At 61.3% G+C, this 18689-nt stretch carries 17 protein-coding genes and 2 pseudogenes; 16 read left to right on the top strand and 3 right to left on the bottom strand.

Going from position 1 to position 18689, the window contains the following annotated elements; translation table 11 throughout:
• The first annotated feature begins 1 nt into the window (after nucleotide 1).
• The 15 genes and pseudogenes from RPG13_RS14940 to RPG13_RS14870 all read left to right on the top strand — a co-directional run bounded on the left by RPG13_RS14940 (nucleotide 2) and on the right by RPG13_RS14870 (nucleotide 14051).
• Complete coding sequence (locus RPG13_RS14940; RefSeq protein WP_095486608.1) at nucleotides 2-1132, top strand: CgeB family protein; 1131 nt, start codon at nucleotides 2-4, stop codon at nucleotides 1130-1132.
• On the top strand, nucleotides 1129-2223 hold the full coding sequence (locus RPG13_RS14935; protein ID WP_337125400.1) for a CgeB family protein: 1095 nt from the start codon (nucleotides 1129-1131) through the stop codon (nucleotides 2221-2223). The genes RPG13_RS14940 and RPG13_RS14935 overlap by 4 nt, the downstream gene beginning before the upstream one ends.
• The gene (locus RPG13_RS14930) at nucleotides 2220-3329 is read left to right on the top strand and encodes a CgeB family protein (protein WP_126103028.1); all 1110 of its coding nucleotides are present in this window, start codon (nucleotides 2220-2222) and stop codon (nucleotides 3327-3329) included. Before RPG13_RS14935 ends, RPG13_RS14930 begins: the two co-directional genes overlap by 4 nt.
• Nucleotides 3330-3352: 23 nt before the next feature.
• Nucleotides 3353-4399 carry a UDP-glucuronic acid decarboxylase family protein gene (locus tag RPG13_RS14925; RefSeq protein ID WP_095486606.1) on the top strand — a complete coding sequence of 349 codons (1047 nt, stop codon included), beginning with the start codon at nucleotides 3353-3355 and terminating at the stop codon, nucleotides 4397-4399.
• Nucleotides 4400-4499: 100 nt separating this feature from the next.
• Nucleotides 4500-4718, top strand: a complete 219-nt coding sequence (locus RPG13_RS14920; RefSeq protein WP_164759012.1) for a hypothetical protein — start codon at nucleotides 4500-4502, stop codon at nucleotides 4716-4718.
• A gap of 160 nt (nucleotides 4719-4878) precedes the next feature.
• Nucleotides 4879-5982, top strand: coding sequence for an inositol-3-phosphate synthase (locus RPG13_RS14915; RefSeq protein WP_126107195.1), 1104 nt, complete (start codon nucleotides 4879-4881; stop codon nucleotides 5980-5982).
• Nucleotides 5979-6575 carry a histidine phosphatase family protein gene (locus tag RPG13_RS14910; RefSeq protein ID WP_292217398.1) on the top strand — a complete coding sequence of 199 codons (597 nt, stop codon included), beginning with the start codon at nucleotides 5979-5981 and terminating at the stop codon, nucleotides 6573-6575. The genes RPG13_RS14915 and RPG13_RS14910 overlap by 4 nt, the downstream gene beginning before the upstream one ends.
• A gap of 13 nt (nucleotides 6576-6588) precedes the next feature.
• Nucleotides 6589-7686, top strand: coding sequence for a CgeB family protein (locus tag RPG13_RS14905; RefSeq protein WP_337125399.1), 1098 nt, complete (start codon nucleotides 6589-6591; stop codon nucleotides 7684-7686).
• Entirely contained in the window at nucleotides 7686-8492 is an 807-nt protein-coding gene (locus tag RPG13_RS14900; RefSeq protein ID WP_337125398.1) for a sugar phosphate nucleotidyltransferase, read from the top strand. Before RPG13_RS14905 ends, RPG13_RS14900 begins: the two co-directional genes overlap by 1 nt.
• Before the next feature lie 2 nt (nucleotides 8493-8494).
• A pseudogene (locus RPG13_RS14895) lies at nucleotides 8495-9255 on the top strand (TIGR04290 family methyltransferase).
• Nucleotides 9248-10180: a beta-xylosidase gene (locus tag RPG13_RS14890; RefSeq protein ID WP_337125397.1), complete on the top strand. Its 933-nt coding sequence runs from the start codon at nucleotides 9248-9250 to the stop codon at nucleotides 10178-10180. The pseudogene RPG13_RS14895 and the gene RPG13_RS14890 overlap by 8 nt, the downstream one beginning before the upstream one ends.
• A 7-nt stretch (nucleotides 10181-10187) precedes the next feature.
• Complete coding sequence (locus tag RPG13_RS14885; protein WP_337125396.1) at nucleotides 10188-11039, top strand: PIG-L deacetylase family protein; 852 nt, start codon at nucleotides 10188-10190, stop codon at nucleotides 11037-11039.
• Nucleotides 11036-12100, top strand: a complete 1065-nt coding sequence (locus RPG13_RS14880) for a glycosyltransferase (RefSeq protein ID WP_095486386.1) — start codon at nucleotides 11036-11038, stop codon at nucleotides 12098-12100. Before RPG13_RS14885 ends, RPG13_RS14880 begins: the two co-directional genes overlap by 4 nt.
• A gap of 8 nt (nucleotides 12101-12108) precedes the next feature.
• Nucleotides 12109-13098, top strand: a complete 990-nt coding sequence (locus tag RPG13_RS14875; protein WP_095486385.1) for a GNAT family N-acetyltransferase — start codon at nucleotides 12109-12111, stop codon at nucleotides 13096-13098.
• A complete protein-coding gene (locus RPG13_RS14870) occupies nucleotides 13095-14051 on the top strand; it encodes a class I SAM-dependent methyltransferase (protein ID WP_337125395.1) in 957 nt (318 codons plus the stop codon). The genes RPG13_RS14875 and RPG13_RS14870 overlap by 4 nt, the downstream gene beginning before the upstream one ends.
• 681 nt (nucleotides 14052-14732) lie before the next feature.
• On the opposite strand, the gene RPG13_RS14865 is transcribed toward RPG13_RS14870, so the two are convergent.
• The gene (locus tag RPG13_RS14865) at nucleotides 14733-15296 is read right to left on the bottom strand and encodes a sigma-70 family RNA polymerase sigma factor (RefSeq protein WP_095486602.1); all 564 of its coding nucleotides are present in this window, start codon (nucleotides 15294-15296) and stop codon (nucleotides 14733-14735) included.
• 415 nt (nucleotides 15297-15711) lie between these two features.
• Here RPG13_RS14865 and RPG13_RS14860 point away from each other — a divergent pair.
• Nucleotides 15712-17760: pseudogene (locus tag RPG13_RS14860) on the top strand (catalase); the annotation flags it as partial.
• A gap of 88 nt (nucleotides 17761-17848) precedes the next feature.
• On the opposite strand, the gene RPG13_RS14855 reads toward RPG13_RS14860, so the two are convergent.
• Complete coding sequence (locus RPG13_RS14855; RefSeq protein ID WP_337125393.1) at nucleotides 17849-18346, bottom strand: hypothetical protein; 498 nt, start codon at nucleotides 18344-18346, stop codon at nucleotides 17849-17851.
• Between the two features lie 27 nt (nucleotides 18347-18373).
• A complete protein-coding gene (locus tag RPG13_RS14850; protein WP_206437525.1) occupies nucleotides 18374-18649 on the bottom strand; it encodes a hypothetical protein in 276 nt (91 codons plus the stop codon).
• Nucleotides 18650-18689: the final 40 nt, after the last annotated feature.

Below are 18689 nucleotides of genomic sequence, written 5' to 3'. Positions count from 1 at the left end.
GATGCGGTTTGTGTTCTATACCCATTCCGTCGTTTCCGACTGGAACCACGGCAACGCACATTTCCTGCGCGGCATCATGCGGGAGCTCGTTGCACGCGGGCACCAGGCGATCGCGCTGGAGCCGGCGGACGGCTGGAGCCGTTCGAACCTGCTGGCAGAGAAAGGGCCCTTCGCGATCGAGCGCTTCAGGAAGGATTTTCCGGAGCTGATGCCGGTAACCTACGACGCCTCCTTCGATCATGAAACCTGGATTGCCGACGCCGATGTGGTGATCGTGCACGAATGGACGGACCCGGCGCTCGTCGCGCGCATCGGCAGGGCCAAGGCCAACGGAGGCGGCTTCACGCTTCTGTTCCATGACACCCACCATCGCGCCGTCTCGGCGACGCAGGCGATCTCGGCTCTGCGGCTGGAGCATTATGACGGCGTGCTCGCCTTCGGCGAAGCGTTGCGGGAAAGCTATCTTCGCGCCGGCTGGGGCAAACGTGCCTTCACCTGGCACGAAGCGGCGGATGCATGCCTGTTCAAACCGCACCCGGAGATCGACCCTACATCCGACGTGATCTGGATCGGCAACTGGGGCGACGACGAGCGCAGTGCCGAAATCAAGGAATTCCTGATCGATCCGGTGGAACAACTTGGCCTGAGCGGCACTGTCCATGGCGTGCGCTATCCACGCGAAGCGCTCGCCGATCTTGCCGCCGCCGGCCTGGGTTACGAAGGCTGGATTGCCAATGCCGACGTGCCCAAGGCATTCGCGGCGCATCGCGTTACCGTCCATATTCCGCGGCGTCCCTATCGGGAGAGCCTGCCCGGAATCCCGACGATCCGCATGTTCGAAGCGCTCGCCTGCGGCATCCCGCTCGTTTCGGCGCCTTGGGCCGACGTCGAACAACTCTTCAGGCCAGGTATCGACTTCCTTTTCGCGCGCGACGGAGCCGAGATGGGCCGTCATCTTCGCGACGTGCTGGACGATGCTGACCTGGCCGCCTCCCTCGTGAAATCCGGCCTCGAAACCATCCGGACGCGACACACGTGCCGGCACCGGGCGGACGAGTTGTTCGACGTACTCGCCGAATGCGGCAGCCGCCAAGCCATCGATTCCATCGCCGTAGAGGAGACAGTCGTATGAAGATTGCATTTTATGGATCGAGCCTGCTGTCGTCCTATTGGAACGGCGCGGCGACCTATTATCGCGGATTGCTCAAGGCTCTTTCCCAGCTCGGTTACGAGATCACCTTCTATGAACCGGACGTCTACGACAGGCAGAAGAACCGCGATATCGAGGCACCGGACTGGTGCCATGTCGTCATCTACGAGGCGACCCCGCATGCGCTGATGCAGGTGGCAGCAAGCGCCGGCGAAGCCGACATCGTCGTCAAGGCGAGCGGGGTAGGCTTCGAGGACGAGGCGCTGCTGCGCGCGGTGCTCGACCATGCCCGCTCCGATGCGCTGACAGTGTTCTGGGATGTCGACGCACCGGCCACTCTGGGCCAGTTGCGCGACGAGCCGGACCATCCCCTGCACCGCGCGTTGCGGGAGATCGACCTTGTCCTCACCTATGGCGGCGGAGATCCGGTCGTATGGGCCTATCGTGCGCTGGGGGCGGCCGAGTGCGTGCCGATCTACAATGCGCTCGATCCCGAAACGCATCATCCTGTCGCGAAGGATGGGCGGTTCGCTTGCGACCTCGCCTTTCTCGGCAACCGCCTGCCGGACCGTGAAGCGCGCGTCGAAGCCTTCTTCCTCGATCCGGCCAGCCGTTCGCGCGATCAGTGTTTCCTGCTCGGCGGATCGGGTTGGGGTGACAAGCAGCTTCCGGCAAATGTTGCATGGCTCGGCCACGTCGGCACGCGCGATCACAATGCGTTCAACGTCACATCCAAGGCGGTGCTGAACATCAGCCGCGACAGCATGGCCGCCAATGGTTTTTCACCTGCCACACGCGTCTTCGAGGCTGCGGGTGCCGGCGCATGCCTCATCACCGACGCCTGGCTCGGCGTCGAATTGTTCCTGGTCCCTGGCGAAGAGATCCTGGTGGCGCGCGACGGCGACGATGTCGCCGAAATCATGCGGACCCTCACACCCCGGCGGGCAAAGGCGATCGGCGCAGCTGCGCTTCGGCGTGTTCTCGCCGAGCATACCTACGCGTTAAGGGCAGCTGTGGCCGACGCTGTCTTCAGGCGCCATTTCGAGCGCCCCACCGTGGAGGCAGCGGAATGACCAAGCGGCTCGATATCGTCTTTCTTGGCCTGTCTTTGTCCTCTTCATGGGGAAACGGCCACGCCACGACCTTTCGCGGGTTGCTGAAGGGCCTGCACGAGCTCGGCCATCGCGTCACCTTCCTCGAGCGCGACGTACCGTGGTACGCAAGCCATCGCGATCTGCGCGACCCGGACTTCTGCACGTTGCGCTACTACGAAACGACGAACGATCTTCGTCGCACCTATGCTCGCTGCCTGCAGCAGGCCGATATCGTGGTGGTTGGGTCCTTCGTCCCGGAGGGGCGCGCAGTCGTCGACATCGTTGCGTCCCTGTGCACGGGCCAGTTCTGCTTTTACGACATCGACACTCCAGTCACGTTGGCAAAGCTCGCCGCGGATGATTGCGACTACATATGCCGACGGCAGATTCCGTATTTCGACGTCTATTTCTCATTCGCCGGCGGGCCAACGCTCGCCCGTTTGGCGGCGGACTTCGGTGCACGGCGCGCCGAGCCGCTCTACTGCTCCGTCGACCCGGAGCGGCATCGCCGAACGGCCGATCCGATCTGCTGGGACCTTGGTTATCTCGGCACCTACAGCTCGGACCGGCAGGCGACCCTGGATGCACTCCTGCTTGAACCGGCAAGACGCATGCCGGACCGCCGCTTCGTCGTGGCCGGCTCGCAATTCCCGTCCGAGACCGTCTGGCCGAGCAATGTCGATCGCATCGAGCACTTGCCGCCGGCGGACCACGCCGCCTTCTACAGCCGCCAGCGCTACACGTTGAACGTCACGCGCAGCTCCATGATAGCGGCTGGATGGTCTCCCAGCGTACGTCTCTTCGAGGCGGCTGCCTGTGGCACGGCCATCATCAGCGATCGCTGGACAGGTCTGGATAGCTTCTTTCCGACAGCCACGATCAACACGGCCAGCCAAGCCGAAGACGTGATCGACATCCTATCCAGGCAGTCCGACCGCGCCAGGCTGGCTATGGCCAAGCGGGCACGCGAAACGATCCTGGCAGCACATACCGGCGCCGCGAGAGCCCGTGAATTCGTTTCGCTGCTGGCGCGGCCAAGATCGGCACGTCCGGCCCTCGATCTGGACATTGAAAGTGCAGCATGACTGGCAGACAGGAGAAAATAGAGATGCGGCAATCAAGAAGGACGCAACGGACCAGGACGGCGCTTGTCGCCGGCGGCGCGGGTTTCCTCGGTTCGCATCTTTGCGAAACACTGCTTCAGGCCGGGTATCGTGTGATCTGTGTGGACAATTTCCTTACCGGTCGGATGGAAAACATCATCTCGATCGTGGACCGTCCTCGTTTCCGCTTGATCGAGCAGGATATCTGCCGACCATTGGATCTTACTGAGCCTGTGGACCGCATTTTCAACCTTGCGTGCGCCGCGTCACCGCCGCGCTACCAAGCCGATCCGGTTCACACCACCCGAACCTGCGTGATCGGAACGCTAAATCTGCTTGAGCTCGCCGCCCAAAACAGTGCGCGCTTTCTGCAGGCATCGACAAGCGAAGTGTATGGCGATCCCGAACAGCACCCGCAAAGGGAAGACTATGTCGGTCACGTGAACTGCACCGGTCCGCGCGCCTGTTATGATGAGGGCAAACGAACCGCAGAAACCTTGTGCTTCGACTATTTGAGAACCGAAATGGCCGACATCCGGGTCGCCCGCATCTTCAACACCTATGGTCCGCGGATGGATCCTGCCGACGGCCGGATCGTCTCGAACCTGGTGATGCAGGCCCTCGAGAGGAGACCACTGACGATATTCGGCGACGGGCTGCAGACCAGATCGTTCTGCTACGTCTCCGATCTGGTTGACGGTCTGGTCCGCCTTATGAATATCGATTCGAATCCGCGCCAACCGGTCAATTTGGGCAATCCCGGGGAATTCACCGTCCTTCAACTGGCCGGATTGGTGAGAGATATGACCCATAGCAAGTCGGCCTTCAAATTCCTGCCACTGCCGCAAGACGACCCTCGCCGGCGGCAACCGGACATTTCCCGAGCAGAAACCCTTCTCAATTGGTCGCCAAAGGTGCCGCTCAGGCAAGGCCTGATGCAGACGATCAGCTACTTTACGGAGCTTGAAGCCAGCCGGAGCGAGGATCGAATTTCCCCGATTGCAACAAGCGTGAGGTCCGCTTCGGGCCGACTGCAAAACCTGCCCGCCTGAAGTCAGGAAGGGCTGTGCGCTCGGGTATGGTCGTGGTGATACCGCGACCAACACGGGCTTCATTTTTTCTCATTGGGGGAACATCCAGCCGAGCTCGCCGTTGGGCGATGATACCGGCATGGAGAACGGACCCGTGCATCGAAAACGATCCGCCAAGGACATCGAGCAAATGGCCGCAAGGGAAACGGCTGCCTTTCTGAGACGTGCCTCAATCACCTACCTTGAATGCTGTGTGAGCCTGATGATGACGCATCTTGAACGCGAGGAGGTGGTCACCATCCTGGAAAAAGAAGCGGATATGCTGCGAAGGCTCGACTGAGGTTTGCGGCGCCCAGGCATCGATCGGCTCAGCCTCAAACACAGCGCGCAGTTGTCATCTCGCCGTGACGTTCGTGATTTTTCCAGGTCGCAAGGAACATTCCTGGCAACTGGCAGTTCGGCGCGAGGAACTTACCTTCAACAGCGATGGCGGCAGTTTCGTGGGATCGAAAAAGGTACGGATTGGAATAGCCGGCGTCGGCAATTGCGCGTCTTCCCTTGTCCAGGGCCTCTCATATTATCGGGACGCCAGAGGTAATGAGCCGATACCCGGCCTTATGCATGCCGATCTCGGCGGCTATCACGTCGATGACATCGAAGTGGTCTGTGCTTTCGACGTCGCTAAGGGCAAAGTTGGGCGAGATGTGGCGGAAGCCATATACAATCCACCCAATAATACCTTCCGCTTTGCCGATGTCGCAGCAACCGGCGTTCGCGTCGAGCGCGGACCAACGCTCGACGGCATCGGCAAGTATCTGCGCGATGAGATCGAGGAGGCAGAAGAGCCGGTCGCGAATATCAGCGCGCTGCTTCGGGAAAGCGGCGCTGACGTATTGGTCTCATATCTGCCGGTCGGCTCGGAAGAGGCTACGCGTTTTTATGCCGAGTGCGCGCTCGAGGCCGGCTGCGCCTTCGTCAACTGCATACCGGTTTTTATTGCGTCGCGGCCGGAATGGCGCCAACTCTTCGAACAGCGTGGCCTGCCATTGATCGGCGACGACATCAAAAGCCAGGTCGGCGCGACAATCGTGCACCGGTTGCTCGCCAATCTGTTCCGCGAGCGCGGCGTCCGCATCGACCGCACCTATCAGCTGAATTTCGGCGGCAACACCGACTTCCTCAACATGCTGGAACGCGAGCGGCTGGAATCGAAGAAGATCTCGAAGACACAATCCGTAACCAGCCAGCTCGACGTTCCCCTGGAGGCCGGCAACATCCATGTCGGCCCCAGCGACCATGTGCCTTGGCTCACCGATCGAAAATGGGCCTACATCCGCGTCGAAGGCACGACGTTCGGCGGCGTGCCGCTGAATGCAGAGCTCAAGCTGGAAGTGTGGGATTCGCCCAACTCGGCCGGAGTCGTGATCGACGCTGTGCGCTGCGCCAAGCTGGCGCTTGACCGCGGCATCGCGGGAGCGCTGACCGGCCCCTGCAGCTATTTCATGAAGTCGCCGCCCGAGCAATTCACCGATGCCGAGGCACGCCTGCGCACGCTCTCTTTCATCGCCGGAAGGGACGAGCCGATGCTCGATGCCGCGGAATGACGACGACGTTCTTCTTGATCCGCCATGCGGCGCACGACAATGTCGGCGACTATCTTGCCGGACGTATGGCCGGAGTTTGCCTTGGCGAAACCGGCAAGGCACAAGCCTCGCGCCTGGCCAGCCATATGGCGTCAGAGCCACTCGCAGCCATCTGTTGCAGCCCGCGCGAACGAACACTGGAAACCGCAAAACCGATCGCAATCGCCTGCAGTCCCGACAAGATCACAATCTGCCAAGAGCTCGATGAGATCGACTTCGGCGCGTGGTCGGGAAAGACCTTCGAAGAGTTGAGCCAGGACGCCGACTGGCGGGTGTGGAACAGCCGACGTCAGCAGGCGAGGACGCCCGGTGGCGAGACCATGCTGGACGTCCAGCAACGTGTCTTCTCGCTGATGCAGCAGCTTCGCAAACGTTACCAGAACCAGTCCGTGGCGCTGGTCAGCCATGCCGACGTGATCAAGGCCGCCGTCTGCAAGGTGCTCGGCTTGCCGCTGGGAGATTGTTTTCGCTTCGACATCGACCCCGCTTCGATCACCACGATCGTATCCGGTGACTGGGGCTCCAAGCTGATCCGATTAAACGAAGCCGCCTGACGAGGACTGCCGGATGCGAATGGTCATTTTCGGTCTCACCGTCACCTCCTCGTGGGGAAACGGACACGCGACTCTGTGGCGTGGGCTTATCCGGGCGCTCGGCGGGCTGGGCTGGTCCGTCACCTTCTTCGAACGCAACACTCCCTATTATGCCGGGGCGCGCGACCTTGACCATCTCGATGGCGGCAATGTCGTTCTCTATCCGGACTGGGAAGACATCCGCCATGTCGCGGAACAGGCGATCGGGCAATCGGACGTCGTCATCGTCACATCTTATTGCCCCGACGCCGTGGAGGCATCGCGCCTGGCGCAGCAGGCCTCTCGCGGACTGAGGGTTTTCTACGATCTGGACACCCCGGTCACACTCGCCCGGATCGAGCAAGGTCAACGGCCGGCATATTACGGGCCCGAAGGCCTTCGCGATTTCGATCTTGTCCTGAGCTATACCGGGGGAACCGCAATCGACGCGCTCAAAACGTTGTTGGGTGCCCGCCGTGTCCTGCCTCTCTACGGCCATGTCGATCCCGAGCGACACCGACCGGCACAGCCCCGGGCCGAATTTGCCGGGGACCTGTCCTATCTCGGAACTTATGCCGCAGATCGCCAGGCCGGCGTCGAAAAGCTGCTGGTGCGCACGGCAGCGGGCCTGCCGGACCATCGCTTCGTCATCGGCGGCGCCCAATACCCGCACGAATTTCCGTGGGGCGAAAACATCTTTTTTGTCAGGCACCTTCCGCCTGCGGATCATCCGGCTTTCTTCTCCTCCTCGCGTCTGACGCTGAACGTGACCCGCGAGGCAATGGCCAAGAGGGGCTGGTGTCCTTCGGGCAGGCTGTTCGAGGCGGCGGCCTGCGGCGCAGCTATGGTGAGTGACACCTGGCCCGGCCTGAGCAGCTTTTTCCAACCCGGCAGCGAGATCATCCTGGCGGACACCACCGACGAAGTGGTCGCGGCAGTCTGCTTGTCCGATAGCGAAGTTGACGCAATCCGGCGCCGTGCGCGCGAGCGGGTGTTGGACGAGCACACCTCTGCGCAGCGCGCCAGGGAACTGGACCGCCTCCTGTCAGATTCATTGCAGACGGCGGGCGAGCCGTTGAAGGAAGCAATCTGATGTTGGGCATCGTGCCTGCTGCCGGCCGCGGCAGCCGCATTCAGCCACTCGGCTTCTCGAAGGAACTCCTGCCGGTCGGCAGCCGCATCGACGGCCAAACCGAGCGTCCCTGCGCGGTGAGCGAATATCTGGTGCGTCGCATGGTGCGCAACGGCGTCGACAAGATCTGCTTCGTCATCGGATCGGGAAAATCGGACATCCTCGAATATTATGCCGCCGGCTATGGCGATGCCGCAGCACTGTTTGTCGTGCAGCCCACCCCTGTCGGTCTTTGCGATGCGATCTTCCGCGCTGCGCCGCTCGTCGCGCCGGACGAGACGGTCCTGATCGGTCTGCCCGATACGATCTGGCTTCCCGAGGACGGTTTCTGCGCCCTGCGGAACGATTGCCTGTCTTTCCTGCTGTTCCCAGTCGACCGTCCGGAATTTTTCGATGCCGTCATTCTCGACAACGACAGCCGGGTGAATGAAATCCAGGTCAAGCAACAAGACGCCGAAACGAACTGGATTTGGGGTGCGTTCAAGATGCCTGGCCGCATCTTTCATCAGCTTGCGATGCTCTGGCGCGAGCGGGATCGCCATGACGAATACGTCGGCACGCTGATCAACGCCTATCTGGCGGCCGGCGGCGAGGCTTACGGCGTCAAGGCAGGCACCGCTTATGTCGACGTCGGCACATTCAACGGCTACCGCACGGCACTTCGGCTGCTTGAGAACAACAACCCCACGTTGGAGGATCCGAAAGACCTCATGTTCGTGCTGCCAGGGCAGTCGCAAATACCAAGCCATCCAGGCGAAGGAGGCTAGCCATGCTGCATTCGAACGCCGAAATCCGCCGCCGCATCGATGCCCTTGGCCCCTGGTTCCACAACATGGAGTTGGCGGGCGTCGAAACCGCCCCCGACCATTTCCTCGGCAACTACCCGCTGATCAAATGGCGCAAGTTCGCCGACGCCATTCCTGCCGATCTGTCCGGCAAGGCCGTGCTCGACATAGGCTGCAACGCCGGCTTCTACTCGATCGAGATGAAGCGACGCGGCGCGGGCCGTGTCCTCGGCATCGATTTCGATGAAGCCTATCTGGCGCAGGCGCGCTTCGCCGCCGAAATCGCGGACTGTGACATCGAATTCCAGCAGCTGTCGGTCTACGACGTCGGCGCCCTGCGAGAGAAATTCGACATCGTCCTGTTCATGGGCGTGCTGTATCACCTGCGCCACCCCCTGCTCGCTCTCGATCTGATCCGGCAGCACGTTGCCGGCGACCTGATGATCTTCCAGTCCATGCAGCGCGGCAGCATCGAAGTGCCTGCACTCGATGAGAATTATCCTTCTGGACACACGATCTGTTCGACCGACCGGAGTTTCCGAAGCTGCATTTCGTCGAGCACCGCTACGCCGACGACCCGACCAACTGGTGGATTCCCAATCGCGCCTGCACCGAAGCGATGCTGCGCAGCGCCGGTTTCGAGATCGTGCTGCACCCGGAGCAGGAGGTTTATTTCTGCCGCGCCGCCGATGAGCCAGCCGGTGGCGGCGCCGTTTACCCGTCGAAAGGACAACTTCATGATTGAAGCTGCGATGATCTGGAACGAGCCGAACAACAAGTCCCATTGGGATCCCGAACTCGACCCCGACTGGAGCCGCTTCGCCAATATGGCAACACTGGCCGCCGATGCGATCGCATCGGAAAACCCCGCCGTGACCAAGATCCTGGGCGGCATTTCGCCGATCGATGCCGATTTCATGGCGCTCATGAAGCAGTATGGCGTGCTCGATCACGTCGATGCCGTCGGCGTGCACGGTTTCCCGCTCGACTGGAACCTCTGGCAGATCCAGGAATGGCCGCAGAAGATCGGTGAGATTTCGACCGTCACCGATCTTCCCGTGTGGGTCAGCGAAGTTGGTGTGTCGAGTTTCGGGGCCGAGGAGGTACAGCGGTGGGGTTTGCGTAGGAGCGCCGAACTGCTGCTCGGCAATGCCTCGCGCGTACAATGGTACAGCCTCTACGATCTTCCGCGCGAATGGGGGGCAACGACGCGTCATCGCGAGGCGGAAGGCTCCTCCTACTATCGCCACTTCTACATGGGCCTGCTACGCGAAGACGGCACGCCCAAACCCGCGCTCGAGGAATTCCTGCATTATGCCCCGGCCATGGGACTGGCGCAGTGGTTCCATTTTGAAGATCCCCGGCTGGACGACGCCGTCGCCTGGATGAAGCGGCTGGGCGTCACCAGTCTGCGCACCGGGCTTTCCTGGGCCGACAGTTTCAGGCCGAATGCGCTGGATTGGTACGACCGGCAGATGGGAGCACTGGCCGATTTCGACGTGACCGTCACCTTCTGCTTCACTCCAGAGCATCGCGGAGTTATGCCGCATCACACCAGTCCGCCGCTGGTGCCGGAGGAGTTCGCGGAGTTTTGTGCGACGATGATCCGTCGCTATGCTCCCGGCATGGCCGTCTCGCCGGTCAGGTCCGTGCGAGCTTCGGCAGCATGAGTGTGTCATGCAACACCAACCTGACGGGTCCGGAACGCTTGCCGAATTCGCGGCCCTGTTGCTAGGTACCGCACCATACTCATCGGACGGTGCTGAAATCATGATCGTCGTCGCGCATCCTGACGACGAGAGCATCGGCATCGGCGGGCATCTTGCCGGATTGCGCGGGTCTCGCATCGTTCATGTCACCGACGGGGCGCCGCGAGATCTTGACGACGCGCGGGCGTACGGCTTCGAGACTTGGCAGGACTACGCCGCAGCTCGCCACAGGGAGTTGGAGACGGCGCTCTCGGCGGCGGGCTTTCCGCCGACCGGATTGATCAGCCTCGGTTATCCCGACAAGCAAGCCGCCGGAAACCTTAGCTCGCTCGCACGGGAACTGACCTGCCTGCTGGCCGATTGCGACATCAGCTTCGTCTGCACGCATCCTTATGAAGGCGGTCACCCCGATCACGACGCGACCGCCTTTGCGGTCCATGCGGCCTGCCATTTGCTGCGCCGCGACGGACGCCAGGCGCCGGCCATCGTCGAAATGGCGTTCTATTGCGCCGGACCTGAGGGCGTGGTCCTTCAGGATTTCAACAGCCGACCCGGCAGTGAGTGCATCGAACTGCACCTTACGGAAGCGGCTTTCGAACGAAAGCAGTGCATGCTGGCCTGCCACCGGACACAGCAACGGACGCTGGCGCCGTTTACGGCGCGCGCCGAACGTTTCCGGGTGGCGCCCGCCTATGATTTCCTGGCCCTGCCGAACAACGGCAAGCTCTATTACGAGGCGCTGCCGCTCGGCTTCGAGCCGGCGGTTTGGCTTCACGCCGCGGCGGCTGCGTATCAGGAGCTTCGGCTCGACCGGCCATGACCCTTACCGTCCTGAACGTCGCCTACCCTCTCGCGCCAGTCGGCCTGGATGCGGTTGGCGGTGCCGAGCAGGTGCTATCGATGCTCGACCAGGCACTGGTGCGCGCGGGGCACATTTCCATCGTGATCGGCTGCCAGGGCTCCAGAGCGTCGGGCGTCCTCATCGAGACACCTGCTGAACCAGGTGTGCTCGACGATGCGGCGAAAACACGGGCACAGCGCTCCCACCGCGCCGCGATAGACGCGGCACGCTCCCGTTGGTCGATCGACGTGATTCATCTGCACGGCATCGATTTTCATGCCTATCTGCCTGACCATGGCCCGACACTGGTAAGCCTGCACCTGCCGCTGGATTGGTATCCGGCCGATGCTCTGCGCCCGGTGCGCAACGATCTATGGCTCCACGCCGTCTCAGTGGCGCAGCAGAAGACAGCACCGCCGGGCACCAAGCTCGTTGCACCCATTCCAAACGGCGTCGATATCGATGCGCTGAGCGGCCCGCAGTCCAAGCGCAACTTTGCATTGGTTCTCAGCCGCATCTGCCCGGAAAAGGGCATCCATCTGGCGCTGGACGCCGCCAAGCAGGCTGGCGTGCCGCTGGTCATCGGCGGCAAGGTCTACCCCTATGAAACGCATACGCTGTACCTTCGTCACGAAGTCCAGCCTCGCCTTGACAAGCACCGCCGCTTCCTCGGTCCGCTCGGCTTCACCGCCAAACGGCGCTTTCTCAACGCCGCCCGTTGCCTGGTCATTCCCAGCCTTGCCGCGGAGACCAGCTCGCTTGTCGCGATGGAGGCCCTCGCCTGCGGCACACCGGTTGTCGCCTTTCCAAACGGCGCGCTGCCGGACGTGGTCGAGCACGGCAAGACGGGCTTTCTGGTGAATGACGTCGACGAGATGGCGGAGGCCATTATCGCAGCATCCGGCCTGGATGCCGAGACATGCCGGGCCGAGGCGCGGCGGCGCTTTTCGCTCGACCGCATGATTTCGTCTTACATGGACGCCTACCATGCGCTGGCGGGGCTTGGTGGCGGCCGCAGGCGCCTCGCGGCGGCGCAGTGAGTGCATCCATGCTCCGCTCGGAGATCATCGACGATGCGGCCGCCCTTGAGGCCCTGGCGCCGCGCTGGTGGGAACTCTGGGCGCATAGCCGGACGGCGACGCCGTTCCAATGCCCCGCCTGGCTCGTGCCGTGGTGGCGCACGTTTGCGCCCGGAGAGCTGGCTACGATCGCCGTCTGGCGTGGCGACGATCTGGTGGGATTGGCGCCGTTTTATCTGGAACACACACCTTCCGGGCCGAGACTGCTTCCGGTCGGGATTTCGTTGAGCGATTATCTGGATGTCCTGTGTTTCCCCGGCATCGAAGCGACTGTCGCCGCCGAAATCGCCGACCAGGCTCTCGCGATCAATTGGTCGCAATGGATTTTGCCGGATTTGCCGGCGGGTGCTGCGGGTCTCACTATTACGCACCCTGCGCTGGAGGCGGGTCAACTCGTCGATCACGCCGCTTGTCCCGTGCTCTCGATCATTGGAGCCGATGCGCTTGCGGTCTGCGTTCCGGCGCGGCGAAGGCGCCAGCTGCGCCGCGCGCATAGAGCCGCAGGCAGGCGCGGCTGCGTCTCCGTCATGCCGGTGCAAGATAGTCCCAAAGCATTCTTCGAGCACCTGATCCGCCTTCATGGCGCACGTTGGGCCGGGCATGGTGACGGCGTGCTGGCCGATCCGGCTGCGGAAGAATTCCATCGGCAGGCGCTTGCCCTGCTTGCCGCACAGGGTCTTGTGCGATGCTGGCTTGTTGCTATCGATGACGCGGTCGTCGGCGCCTACTATGGATTTCACCATCGCCACCGCGCCTACGCCTACCTTGGCGGTTTTGATCCGGCCTATGCCGAGGAAAGTCCCGGCGCAATCCTGATCGGTCACGCGATTTCCGAGGCGGCCCGCGAAGGGGCGCGGGAGTTCGATTTCCTGCGCGGCCAGGAGACCTACAAATATGGCTGGGGTGCCGTCGACCAATGGACGATGCGAAAGGTCTGGACGCGGAGCATGGCTCAATGAGCACGACTGGACGAAAACCGTCGTTACAGGCGTCGACGGCAAGAATGGTGTTCGAAGAGTGCATGGCCGACGGCGCCTGCGTCGAAGCCGTCGTTGCCAGACTGGCGCTTCGCTTTGAAACCGGGCTCGATGCTGCGGAACTCGCTGATGTGGCGCTGGATATGTGTTCAGCCGACCTGCGGAACGGGGACAGACTGGAGCGGATCGCCGAGCTGCTTCGTCGCAGGCCTGACATCTTTGCCATGCTGCGCGAAACAGGCGCGGCCGTTCGCCACGAACGCGGTGAATGGGAAACGGATGCCGCTGTCGTCAGGCGGCTGGCCGCCGGCTTCGATGCCGCAGCGGCGATTTCCCTGGCGGCGAGCGTTCAGCTGTCTTCGTTGGGTGACGAGGAGAAGCTCACCGCCACTACCGACGAGATCGTCGCATGGCTGGAAACACAAGGCTTCACTGGCGCCGACCGGGACATATTGGACATTGGTTGTGGCATCGGGCGTTTCGAAAGCGCGCTTTCGAGCTCGGCGCACCGGATCGTCGGCATCGACATATCCTCAAAGATGATTTCGATCGCTCGTCAGCGATGTGCCAGCCTGCGCAATGTGGAAGTGCGGCCGACCTCCGGTCTCGATCTTGCGGACTTCGGCAATGCAAGCTTCGATTGCGTGCTGGCTGTCGACAGCTTCCCCTACCTGGCGCTAGCAGGCTTGGCGGAGCGGTATTTCAAGGAAATCGCGCGTGTTCTGAAGACGTCGGGCATGGCAGCACTTCTGAATTACTCCTATCGCGGATCGCCGGCGCTGGATCGTGCCGATGTTCACCGCCTCGCCGGAGCCCACGGCATGCAGGTCGTCGTTGACAGCGAGAAGCCGTTCCGGCTGTGGGATGGCAATGCCTTTCTTCTTGCTGCATCCGAGGGAACATTACGGCTCAATAACTGTTCGGGCGTCACATAGAAAAGGCGCCTGTAAGTGCCCACAATCCTAAGGAGGACTAGGTGGCATACGGCGGCAAGGGACATCACCTCGGCCGTCAGAACAAAGGCTCCGGCGACGGCGCGATGACCGGTTTGCTCAAGACTAGGCCGAGGAAAGCGGTTGCATCCACCAGAGCCTAGAAGCAGCACACCGAGCAACGCAGGCTCGATGGCAATCGGATCAACTCCGATCAGTATCATGCCGCGGATCGGCTCGCGTAAGGCCGAATGTTGCAATCGCAGACGCGATTATGACCAGCGACCAGCTGAGGTCGCGAGAGTCGAATTTGTCGAGCGCGCCTGGGCTTATTGCCGGGGAGGATCGAAGGGAACGCACAGGCTTTCCCGACGATACCAGCGGCTTCGAAACAATGCTGTGCAAGGGTCAGCGCTGACTGTGAGAACGGCGCGTGAATCCTTGCAAACTCTGATTGCTGACACCACACTGGTGAAGGGATCAATTCGTTAAGAGAACACGATGTCTCGCTCGAGCGACGATACGATCAGCCCGCGACTCCGGCTGGCAATAGACCGGAAGATCGCATCTCTGCTGATTGCCATCGAGCAGGAGAAGGTCCCCGAGCGGTTGACCAACCTTGCGGTTCAATTGCAGAACGCGCTTGTCGAGAAGCGTCGATGCAAAGCAAAGAAAGAGGACTAGCTATCGACGCCTGTCGACTGCCAAGTTTCCTTGTACCTCGGACAGGTGATTGCGTCTTTCTACCAATGTCTGCAACGAACTTTCGCCGAGATATTCCAGCGCGCTGGCGCGCGCTCGGTTAAGGCGGCTCTTTACCGTCCCCACCGCGCAACCGCATATTTCGGCAGTTTCTTCATAGCTGACGCCAAGAACCCCGATCAGCATCAGGACCTCGCGCTGATGTTCCGGCAGTTTCTGGACCGCGCCATAGACTTCCTTGCTCTGAACGGACCACTCCTGTGTAGCTTCCGAAATCGGGATCAGAGAGGCACAGTCGAGCAGGCCGGGTTTTTCCCTGTCGGCGGCCTTGACGCGCGTGTAGTGGGTGTTGCGCATGATGGTGAAGAGCCATGACTTCATGCGTGTCCCAGGCTCGAACTTGTCGATGTTGGCGAGCCCTTTGGTCAACGTCTCCTGGACCAGGTCATCGGCATCGTCAGGAACACGGCAGAAGGTGCGGGCGAAGGCTCGCAAGGCAGGTATCAGGTCAACGATGGAAACTTCATCCGTTTCCTGGTTGGCCAAGGCATAGCCCCTGGAGGACAATGGTCCAGCTCCCAGCAAGAACGAGTTGATGAACAAAGACCTAGCTAAATGCATGAAGGTTTGGATCGTTCCGGACATCGAAATGAGTCGCTAGAAAATCTCGGATTGCGCGGACGCACATCGCGTAACTGCGCGGCTGAACTCCTGTTGCGGGTGAGTGCCGCCCGCCCGGAACACGGCCAAGGTCGCTCCATTGGACAGACAGCGACGTCAATTCGCCATTGTTCCGCAAGCAAAGGCGCCAGTCCTTTTGCGGGAACAAAGCGGCGCGCCGGAAGTTCGACGCCCTGAGCCGGTGGTTCCGGCCTTCATTCATCGAGGAGCAACAGTCATGGCGCAGTCCCGGCAGCGTTCAGAAAGACGGCCCGCAAACGGTCGCAACCAGAATGTCGAGCGGCGAAACGGCGGTGAGCTTCACCAACTGGCGGAAGGCGAGACGCCTGTCCTCACCACTGCGCTCGGAACGCCTGTCTCCGACGATCAGAACACTCTGAAGATCGGCGAGCGTGGCCCGTCGCTGATCGAGGATTCCCACTTTCGTGACAAGATTTTCCATTTCGATCACGAGCGGATTCCCGAACGGGTCGTTCATGCTCGCGGCTACGGCGCACACGGCTATTTCGAAACCTATGAATCGCTAGCCAAATACACGCGCGCCGACATTTTCCAGCGTGCTGGCGAAAAGACGCCGGTTTTCGTGCGCTTCTCGACAGTCGCCGGCAACAAGGGCTCGTTCGACCTGGCCCGCGACGTGCGCGGTTTCGCCGTCAAGCTTTACACCAAGGAAGGCAATTGGGATCTGGTCGGCAACAACATCCCGGTTTTCTTCATCCAGGACGCGATCAAGTTTCCCGATCTGATCCATGCCGCCAAGCAGGAACCGGACCGCGACTTCCCGCAGGCCCAGACCGCGCATGACAATTTCTGGGATTTCATCAGCCTGATGCCGGAATCGATGCACATGATCATGTGGATCATGTCGGATCGTGCGATCCCGCGCTCCTTCCGCTTCATGCAGGGCTTCGGCGTCCACACCTTCCGCTTCGTCAGCGCCGACGACGAATCCACCTTCGTCAAATTCATCTGGAAACCAAAGCTCGGCATGCAGTCGGTGGTCTGGAACGAGGCAGTCAAGATCAATGGTGCCGATCCGGATTTTCATCGCCGCGACCTGTGGGAGGCGATCCAGTCCGGCAACTTCCCGGAATGGGAACTTACCGTGCAGCTCTTCGATCAGGACTTTGCGGACAGCTTCGATTTCGATGTCCTCGACGCCACGAAGATCATTCCCGAAGAAATCCTCAAGCCGATCCCGGTGGGACGATTGGTCCTGGATCGTATGCCCGACAATTTCTTCGCCGAGACCGAACAAGTGGCGTTCATGACGCAAAACGTGCCGCCCGGCATTGATTTTTCCAATGACCCGCTGCTGCAGGGACGCAACTTTTCCTATCTCGACACCCAGCTGAAGCGGCTCGGCAGCCCGAATTTTACCCACCTTCCAATCAACGCACCGAAGTGCCCGTTTGCTCATTTTCAGCAGGACGGACACATGGCTATGCGCAATCCGGTAGGCCGTGCAAATTATGAGCCAAATTCGTGGGGCATGGGTCCGCGCGAGGATCCCCAGCGCGGCTACCGTTCCTTTGCCGATGCCGAGCAGGGCCAGAAAGTGCGGCTGCGGGCGGAAAGCTTCGCCGACCACTACAGCCAGGCGCGGCTGTTCTTCAACAGCCAGACGCCTCCGGAACAACGCCACATCGTCATGGCTTTGACATTCGAATTGAGCAAGGTCCAGACACCGGCAATCCGCGAGCGAATGGTTTCCCATCTGCTGAACATCGACGAGGCGCTGGCGGCCACCGTTGCCGACAAGCTTGGCATACGAAAGATGCCAAGTCCGGCGGACGCTGCGGTGCCGCCGCGAGACGACCTGGAGCCCTCGCCGGCGCTCAGCATCATCAATAACGGGCCGGAGAGCTTCGGAGGCCGTAAGGTCGGCGTGCTGGTCAGCGACGGCGTGGATGCTGCGCTGTTCGAGCAACTCCGAACCGCGGTCGAAAAGGAAGGCGCGGTGATGGAGGTCGTCGCCGCAAAGGTCGGCGGCGTAGATGCGGCCGATGGCACGCAGATCGAAGCGAGACACATGATCGACGGCGGTCCGTCGGTCCTGTTCGACGCGGTCGTGCTTATGCTCTCGGAGCCGGGCGCCGAACTGCTGGCCAAGGAAGCCGCCGCAAAGGACTTCGTTTCCGATGCGTTCGCTCATTGCAAATTCATCGGTTTCACATCGGGAGCCGAGGCGCTGCTGGCCAAGGCAGGCGTCGATGCGGATGCGGATGAAGGGCTGATAAGGCTGGAATCAAACAAGACGGCTGAGAAGTTCGTCCAAGCCTGCCGGAAGTTGCGGCTGTGGGCGCGGGAGGCGGCCGTCAAGCTCTGACGCCGGTGCATGCTGGCCGTCTGTTCGCATGCTTGACTGGAGCCGTAGAACCAAGTGGGCGAAAGCATCCGTCACTAGGACCGACTGTCTATGAGCGGCTGTTGTTCTTAGCCGCCTCCTCTCGCTGCTTTTTCAGGACTTCGTCAGTCCCGACCAGCTTCTTCGATCCGCCGGGGATCGCTGTAGACACCACAGCAGGCGGGTCGCTTGCGGGGAAAGAATCCTCGAGGCCGGCCTGCAGCTGGTCTTCCAGGGTTTCCGGCTTTTGCGACCGACCAGATGTCCGTCGGGTTTCTGCTTCCTCCAGTGGCTGTTTCATGTCAGGTGAAGACTTGACTTCTCGAACACAGGCATAAAGCTGTTCGATAGCAAATTCCTTCAGTGTTTCGAAGTTGGCTTTATCATCATCTTGCATTGCCTCGATCTGATCGATCATTGTTTTCTCGAACCGATCAAGGCTATCGCTTCCGCAAGCCTGGCAAAGCCGCAATAATGCGTCTTTGAGCATTTTCGGGCCAAAATGGGCCGACGCCTCGAGCTTGAGCCGTTGCAAATCCTCTGGAGTTGCCGCCTGAAGTTTTGACATATGCAGCCCTTTCGCCTGATGAGCATATCAACGGCAATTGTCGGCAGATGTTCCATTCACCGGCTCCGATGCATCGCTCTCGTCAGTAAACCGCCGCCTATCGCGCGAGCCACATCGTGCGGTCGAATGTCGAGCCACGTCGTCGAAGCCATCGATGAACAATATCGCCGGGCCATCGCCCAGGTCTTCGTAGGCGAGACGGACGCCGATCACTTCGACATCACAAAGATCTAGGGGGTAGCGGCACTCACGCTCGCCTGCACTTTCGCCTTCGCCGAAGCCAGGTAGATCCGCGGCGATCACGTATGCGGCCTGCGACAGTTGGGGAGGACCCCACGAAATA

Source organism: Mesorhizobium sp. ISC15 (assembly GCF_037162615.1).
GTDB classification, from domain to species: Bacteria; Pseudomonadota; Alphaproteobacteria; order Rhizobiales; family Rhizobiaceae; genus Mesorhizobium; species Mesorhizobium mediterraneum.
This window is presented reverse-complemented; position numbering and strand designations above follow the sequence as displayed.